Origin of the sequence: Bacteroides sp. ET489 (genome assembly GCF_030518095.1) — a bacterium.
GTDB classification, from domain to species: Bacteria; Bacteroidota; Bacteroidia; order Bacteroidales; family Bacteroidaceae; genus Bacteroides; species Bacteroides ndongoniae.
The window spans coordinates 1-6415 of record NZ_JAULLJ010000069.1; the positions used below are offsets into that span (position 1 = coordinate 1).

At 39.4% G+C, this 6415-nt stretch carries 9 protein-coding genes; 4 read left to right on the top strand and 5 right to left on the bottom strand.

Features of this window, described 5'->3' with window-relative positions; genetic code table 11:
- Together Q3C19_RS17560 and Q3C19_RS17565 are read right to left on the bottom strand one after the other, a co-directional pair.
- The coding region (locus Q3C19_RS17560; RefSeq protein ID WP_302731076.1) for an exo-poly-alpha-D-galacturonosidase at positions 1-326 on the bottom strand (326 nt) is incomplete at its 3' end.
- Between the two features lie 25 nt (positions 327-351).
- Positions 352-1359: a replication initiation protein gene (locus Q3C19_RS17565; RefSeq protein ID WP_302731078.1), complete on the bottom strand. Its 1008-nt coding sequence runs from the start codon at positions 1357-1359 to the stop codon at positions 352-354.
- A 479-nt stretch (positions 1360-1838) separates the two neighbouring features.
- Between Q3C19_RS17565 and Q3C19_RS17570 the strand changes: the two genes are divergently transcribed.
- The 4 genes from Q3C19_RS17570 to Q3C19_RS17585 all read left to right on the top strand — a co-directional run bounded on the left by Q3C19_RS17570 (position 1839) and on the right by Q3C19_RS17585 (position 4340).
- Positions 1839-2087, top strand: coding sequence for a toxin-antitoxin system protein (locus Q3C19_RS17570; protein WP_087407184.1), 249 nt, complete (start codon positions 1839-1841; stop codon positions 2085-2087).
- On the top strand, positions 2084-2362 hold the full coding sequence (locus Q3C19_RS17575) for a type II toxin-antitoxin system YafQ family toxin (RefSeq protein WP_087407183.1): 279 nt from the start codon (positions 2084-2086) through the stop codon (positions 2360-2362). Before Q3C19_RS17570 ends, Q3C19_RS17575 begins: the two co-directional genes overlap by 4 nt.
- Positions 2363-2841: 479 nt before the next feature.
- Positions 2842-3444, top strand: coding sequence for a BfmA/BtgA family mobilization protein (locus Q3C19_RS17580; RefSeq protein WP_243326785.1), 603 nt, complete (start codon positions 2842-2844; stop codon positions 3442-3444).
- On the top strand, positions 3441-4340 hold the full coding sequence (locus tag Q3C19_RS17585; RefSeq protein ID WP_302731087.1) for a DUF5712 family protein: 900 nt from the start codon (positions 3441-3443) through the stop codon (positions 4338-4340). The genes Q3C19_RS17580 and Q3C19_RS17585 overlap by 4 nt, the downstream gene beginning before the upstream one ends.
- Positions 4341-4496: 156 nt before the next feature.
- On the opposite strand, the gene Q3C19_RS17590 is transcribed toward Q3C19_RS17585, so the two are convergent.
- The 3 genes from Q3C19_RS17590 to Q3C19_RS17600 all read right to left on the bottom strand — a co-directional run bounded on the left by Q3C19_RS17590 (position 4497) and on the right by Q3C19_RS17600 (position 6338).
- Complete coding sequence (locus Q3C19_RS17590) at positions 4497-5387, bottom strand: DUF4377 domain-containing protein (protein WP_302731089.1); 891 nt, start codon at positions 5385-5387, stop codon at positions 4497-4499.
- Position 5388: 1 nt separating this feature from the next.
- Positions 5389-5907 (bottom strand): hypothetical protein, encoded by a 519-nt coding sequence (locus Q3C19_RS17595; RefSeq protein WP_302731091.1) that lies wholly within the window; start codon positions 5905-5907, stop codon positions 5389-5391.
- Positions 5908-5978: 71 nt separating this feature from the next.
- Positions 5979-6338: a hypothetical protein gene (locus Q3C19_RS17600; RefSeq protein ID WP_302731093.1), complete on the bottom strand. Its 360-nt coding sequence runs from the start codon at positions 6336-6338 to the stop codon at positions 5979-5981.
- Between the last annotated feature and the right edge of the window lie 77 nt (positions 6339-6415).

Consider the following 6415-nt stretch of genomic DNA (forward strand, 5'->3'; position numbering starts at 1 on the left):
GTAAGCGTGTCTGGATTCTCTCCATCGAAGTCATCGCCATAGATAAGTGCGTCCACTCCTATACCGTGATTGTAGTTCTCCCTGATGCAGTTCCGGAGCGTCCAAAGGTTCTCCAGGTTCACCCAGTCGGCGGTACGGTTTCGAATCCGCCGGAACAACACAATGGCAGAGCGCATATAGTGTCCCACGTGGTCATAGTCATGTAGGACACGTTCGCCCAAGTAATATATATCTATATCCTGGTTATCTTCATCCTCGACCACCTGGCAGAGGAAGAACGGGATGTTCTTCAGATTATCCCAGTTGATGTATTGCATTGATTTCATAGGCTTGAATGTGTTACGGATTCAGTTATTTAATTCCAAATTCTTCTCTTAACATTTTAAGCAGTGCATTTTCTGCGTGTTTTCTTGTCATTTCTCCTGTACATACTCTGTCATCGTAATAACAGCACCTTTCATATACATTTTTCAGCCTTCCGAGTTCTGCTATTTTATCTACAGCCTTTACAGCTTTATTGTTTGTAGGGTTATCCATTGCATTACTGATCCACCTGTAAGCAAATGAATATTGTTCGTATTGCTCCCCTCCTTCTTCTCGTGGATGGAGAGTGTTGATATTGAATACAACTGTATCAGCTTTAGGCTTCCTTCCCTTAATTGGGTATTTGCAAATCAGTTCATAGTCAAACCATACATCAGAACCACTTTCCTTGATGCGTTCCTTTGCCGGACGTAAAATTTTCTGGTCTATCTGGGCATTAGAATAGACTTCCGGTATCTCCAAATCTTTTCTTAGCTGAAGTATCGGGTAGTAATACTGTTTTCTATCCCTTTGGCTACAAATTATCTTATACAGTCTTTTTGTGTAGTTACCACGAAGCCCAAGCGCAAGACCTTTGGAATATCTTGTACCTCCGACACCAACACCGTAATAAATCAAGAACGGAATCGCCCAAGGATTTATATTAAGCATTACCTGGTTAGTCCCTTTTATGTTGTGTATCGTTGTTATGATTGCGCCAATAGTTTCTATTGTCTTGTGTATTTTTGGGTGAACCCAGCGAAAGGAAAAATTCTTTTTTGTCAAGTCCAGAGCTTCTTTTAAGACTTTTGTTTTATTGTTTCTTCCTCCAGCTTCATCGCATCTGATAGTAACATAAGGCTGATTAAATAAGTCACGTGGCAGTTCTTCTTCTCTTGTCATGTGCTTTTGTATTTTGTCACTGATAAGAGTAAGCAAGTTTTCTTGCCATTCAGAAATATTGTACTGCCCAAAAGTTACATTATTAGGCTGAATGAGCATTATTTCTTCTTCTGTAGGAGGTATGAACGGCACCAAGTCTTTTCCTTTTACCATATTCTTGAATTTTAGGGGGTACTTTGCAAATATAGACAATAAAAAGTAACATGCAAAAAGAAAAGGTATTTTTTATCGGTATGTTTAGTAATTTGAGTATCTTTTATAGGGGGTAATTTTAGTAATTTGAGTATCTTTTATCCCTTTTATTTAGTAATTTGAGTATCTTTTATCCCTTTTTACCATTTATAAAACACATAAAATCAGCCTTTTACAATGCTAAAAACACGTTTGTACAAGATATTCTGCAAAGACATTCTAACAAGAAAGCGGATTTTAGGATGAAAGTGACCTTGCTTGTCCATGTGGAAAACCGCACAAAGAAGGAGAAAAAGAGAACCCTCCCTTTAGGGAGTTAGGTGGGTTTAGGTAGGCAAATTTTCTGGCGCGTTAAAAAGTGTGTATATTGGTAATTTTATGTTTATTTTCTTTGCTTTTAATATACATTGTTATACATTTGCGATAAAAAGTATAACAGTATGGAAGTGACAATAAAAAAACTAACTGCATTCAGACTTGACAGCAACCTTCTGGACATGCTGAAGAGTGCTGCCAAACGTGAACATCGGAGCTTAAACAACTTTGTGGAATGTCTTCTTATGGATGCCATGTACACAGAGCCAAACGAAGAGACCAAAGCGGCTATAGAAGAAGCTCGTGCTGGGAAAAACCTGAAGAAAGTTGATACAAGCAGCTTCGAGAACTTTATAAAATCCTGTAGTGAATGAGAGAAGTTAAGACTGGTGGTCAGTTCCGGAAAGACCTGAAACGATACAGGAATGATAAAACCAAACTTGAAAAGCTTTATGATATTGTAGGATACTTGGAACGTTGTGAGGACGTTCCAAAAGAGTTTAAACCTCATATGCTTTCAGGTGATTATGCAGGTCATATGGAATGTCACGTAGAAAATGATTTTCTTTTGATATGGATCGATGATGAAGTCGTAAAGCTGGTTAGGCTTGGCAGTCATTCGGAATTGTTTGGAAAGAAGAAAAAATAACATAACTATTTTAGAAAGTCAGTAGATCTTCAATAACAAAGTAAGTTCTGCTGACTTTTATTTTGAATATGCACTGCAAATGGCTGCACTCGTCGGGACGGGTGGTCCCGCCCCTTGCCGTGCGGCGCTCCCCGACCGATGAGTTTTTTGTGGTGTTCCGGAAATGGCCTGTTGTGCGGTTTTGTTGGGTAATTCTGTTGTGTACCGGGTGTGCGGTTTTCGTGGGTGTTCACGTGTGTGGGATAGGTTCTATCTCTCCCCGTCCCCTTTGCTAATTTCGCGCTGGGGAGGGTGTTTGATAGAACAGCAAGAGGAAACCGGGCAAGCCCTGTTTTTTCCTCTTGCCCTACGGGGTTTTTAGCTGTAAATCAGCTATTTAGAAAATTATACTAATATAATTTGGTTATAATGAATAAATATACTATCTTGTAAACCAATAAGTTAGTATATTAATTCATTATAATAAGCCTTATAATATCATGGAAAAAGACAGCAAAACAACGGTAGCAGTAGAACGTACTACTTTTACTAAACTTGACCGTCTGGCCAAGGCAAACAATGTGTCAAAAATGGAGTTCCTTACACATGCTATAAATTATTTTGAGAAGTACGGTATAAACCCGGTTGAGCATGAAAGCCCGGCACAGGAAATGCAGAAGCTTATCAAGCGCATGGATCAGGTGTTCGCATTTCTGAAGAAACAGGAAACGGATCTTGTGCGTCCGGCTTGTGAAGCTCTGGCTGGAGCCAGCACACAGATAACCATAAGCCTTTCATCCTTACTTTCGGAAGAAAAGTTCAGGCGGTTCCTGAAGGAGAACAGCGAACTTTTCATCGAGGTGATGAATCAATCCAGCGAAAAGGGAAAAGCTATTGACAGAGCTGAAAGAGCGGTACGGGATTCTGATGCAGTTATCAGGAAGAACCAGCAGGCCATTTTCAAACGGATAGAAGCCAACGAAACAGCACAACTTAAAGCCATGCAACATATAGTTTCCTTCCTCGATGCAAAAGGAAAGACCGGGCTGCTCGATGATATAAACAAGGTCTATGAGAGGGAAAAGGAAAGGAGGGGACTATGAATATAAAAATTCAGGGTGGCGGTTCTGGAACCTATGCCAATACAGGGAGCTGCACAGGAGTAACGACCTATCTCCAGCATGAGGATCTGGAGCGCATGAAGAACGGCCAGGAAGTACAGCCGTTTTTCAATAATTCTCGTGACTACATAAGCGCACAGGAAGTAACCTTCAAGATAGACAACAACAAGGCAAAATTAAGCCGGAACGATGCGAAGTTCTATGTGATCACGGTAAGCCCTTCCAGCCGGGAGCTGGAGAAAATGGGCAAGACCGAGAAGGAACAGGCTGAAGCCATGAGAAAGTATGTGCGTGATGATGTGATGCAGCACTATGCGGAAGGGTTCGGAAAAGGCCTGAACAAAGAGGATATCGAGTATTACGGAAAGATCCATTTTGAGAGGAAGGGAGCCGACCGGTACGACATGCACGCACATATAATCGTCAGCCGGAAGGACAGGAGCAACACCAGGAAGCTAAGTCCAAAGACCAATCACACCGGGAAGAAGAACTGCGGAAACGTGAAGGGCGGTTTCGACAGAACAGATTTTTTCCGAAAGTGTGAATCTTCATTTGACAAGCGCACAGGGTATGACCGGGTCCCGGAACAGACCTTCGATTATCTCAATACCATGAAGAACGGAAGCCCGAAAGAAATCTTTCAGAAAAAGGAGTGGGCGGAATGTGTGAACCATGAACGGCTTGAGAAGATGAAAGCCGAATGGAGCCGGGATCTTCAGGAACCGCACCAGGAACAAGGCCGGGAAGAGAGCCAACAACAGGGAAACAGTATTTCCCAAGTTCCGGAAATCAACCAGGCACCGCAGAGAAAGAAGCAACAGGAGGAAGAACTCGATCAGTCCAGGAAGAGAAGCTGTGGTTTTGGAATGGGTATGTAAATTTGAATCTGTAACAAAATCAAGATATAATGAAACCAACTGAATTGGGATAATCAAGAGAGTTTTCCTTATCATCTACCAAATGATAGATAATAAGGAAAACTAGGGTATATATCAATAATACAACAGACAAATCACACAGCCGGAGGTTATATTTTAGTTGATACTAACTGTATAAGAAACCACAACCGCTTTTACTCCAGCTTCAGGATATTTGTTTTTGTAGTATTCCGTTAAGTCTTTATATAGACACACTGTATTGGGAGCAGGATTGAAAGTTCTTGATTTGGTTGAACGACTTGCAAATACGTCAAACGAAGGATAGTTTGTTTCATTTCCTTCTTTGTCCAAGAATTGCCACCCCATAAATCCGTAAACATTTCCTTCCCAAGGTAGTAATTTGTAGGATTCAGGCATTTTCTCCGGATCTTTGTTTTCGCTTTTTATAATACACGGCCCAAGAGTATTACTATCATCTTTTATCGCAATCCATCTTAAAGAACTGTCTTCTCCTCGATAAAGCATATAATGATAGTCCAATGGAAGAATAGAATTAGTCCTTAAATCCTCTTCTATTACTTCTTTGTTGTCGGCTTCAACGGCATATTGATACTTAGGTAAAACATATTCTTCATAAAACCATTCAGGTATGAAATGCAACGGCAGACCTTCCGAATCTTTTTTTTCTTTTGACACAACGTCAAGCAAATCATATTCTGTCCAAGCAGGTTGTCCCATTCTATAATCTAAATAACTTGTTTCGCTGATTTTTATTTTATATTCATATCCTTTTTCAAATTCAAACCCATCAATATACCCCATAGCTTCCCACTCTTCGGTATTTTCTTTTTTTACTGGATACACTTCTTTAAGATAATTATACCCATCTGACCACATTACACCTGGTTTCATTTCCGATGCAACAGTTAAAATATACTCTTTGTAGTCAGTAATTTTTTTACCTTCTTCATTTTCTTTATCACAACTGATAAAGGCAAATGTAAACAGGAATAGCATCAGTATTCCAAATAAATTCTTTGTTTTCATATTACCTTGATTTTATAGTTTGTAGTTCTGTATTAACTCTTATTTTTCCGAAAGTCTTTTGTTCATCACGTACACGGCAAAGTTCCCGGTGTGCTTTTTCCTTATATTCCTGAAGAACTTTGATTTCGTTACGCAATCGGTTGTTTTCTTCCTGAAGAACCTGGAGCTCTTTTGCCTGTTCTTCAGCTTTCATTTCAGCACGTACTTTTTCTTCAGCTGCCTTTGCGATAAGCTCTGGAGCCGGAAGCTGTATCTGCTTCTGTGCCGTTATAAATTCACTCATAAGCATACACAAGGCTTCTACCTGGTTCCTTTCCTTCTCGATGTCTGGAGGAACAGGAAGAAATGGTGTTGTTTCCTTGTCATAGATATCGAAGTCGTTCTTTTCTATGAATTTCCAGGCTGTTTCAACCCATTCACCGACAGGCTTCCCGGCTTTTCGGCAATATATTTTTATTTCTTCGAGTATGTTTTTAGGTACTCTTAGAGTTGATGTTTGTATATTTGTTTTTTCTTGCATATCAATGATTTATGTGCAAAAATATAAAGAATATATTTATCAATATACATTTTCTACAAAAAATATATAGTCTATACCATGCTAAGAAAACCACTTACTTGTAGGTTTAATAACTCATTTTCCATATAACTCAAATATGAAACGATATATTTGTCTTTCCCATATGGCTTATAGTTCTGCCACGGGTCTCCGTTGATATATGGTTCCGTATATGAAGCTGCATTTGGGTATAGTGTTTCATATTTTGTTATATCATCCGATACATGTTCGGCCATCATTACCACATCATGGAAATTTGGTAGAGGTGCCTTTTTAAATTTCCAAGCGAAATATTTTTCATATTGAGGTAAATCTATATTCCCAGAAGTATAGTCGTTGCGAAACTTCTCTATAAATTTATCCAATCTGTTTTCTTTGTCATTCGTTCCCATTTCTTTATATAGTTGCATATTTATCAAGTTCTTGTATGCGTTTGCAGATAATCTCAAACCGTTTCTTTGTCAGTGGT